This is a genomic window from Mesorhizobium sp. M1E.F.Ca.ET.063.01.1.1 (genome assembly GCF_003998155.1).
Taxonomy (GTDB): Bacteria; Pseudomonadota; Alphaproteobacteria; order Rhizobiales; family Rhizobiaceae; genus Mesorhizobium.
The window spans coordinates 1-552 of record NZ_RZSC01001501.1; the positions used below are offsets into that span (position 1 = coordinate 1).

At 61.8% G+C, this 552-nt stretch carries 1 protein-coding gene; it reads left to right on the forward strand.

Annotated elements, in window-relative coordinates:
• Positions 1-88: 88 nt before the first annotated feature.
• On the forward strand, positions 89-552 hold a 464-nt coding region (gene pdxH, locus EOA29_RS39455), incomplete at its 3' end, for a pyridoxamine 5'-phosphate oxidase (RefSeq protein WP_127222568.1).

Below are 552 nucleotides of genomic sequence, written 5' to 3' on the forward strand. Positions count from 1 at the left end.
GATAACGCTCCATTGCCCGCTGTCAAAAGCTTGCGCAATACGCGACAATCGGCGAACTCCTCCCGCAGTGTTAAAAATTTGGAAAACTATGAACGAAACCGAGTTAACAAGCAGTGACTTCACCGAGGCGGCGGAGCCGTTCCGGCTCTTTGCCGCATGGCTGGAGGACGCCACCAAGAGCGAGCCCAACGACGCCAACGGCGTGGCGCTGGCAACCGTCGATGCCGACGGCATGCCGGACGTACGGATGGTGCTGCTCAAGGGGTTCGATGAAAAGGGATTTGTCTTCTACACGAATTTCGAGAGCGCCAAGGGCCGCGAGATTCTTGGCAGCATGAAGGCGGCGATGTGCTTCCACTGGAAATCGCTACGCCGCCAGGTGCGCGTGCGCGGGCCGGTGGAGATCGTCAGCGACGCCGAGGCCGACGCCTATTATGCGACGCGGCCGCGCGGCAGCCGCATCGGCGCATGGGCCTCGAAACAGTCGCGGCCGCTGGAAAGCCGCTTCGCGCTGGAAAAGGCGGTGGCCGAATACACGGCACGCTACGCGAT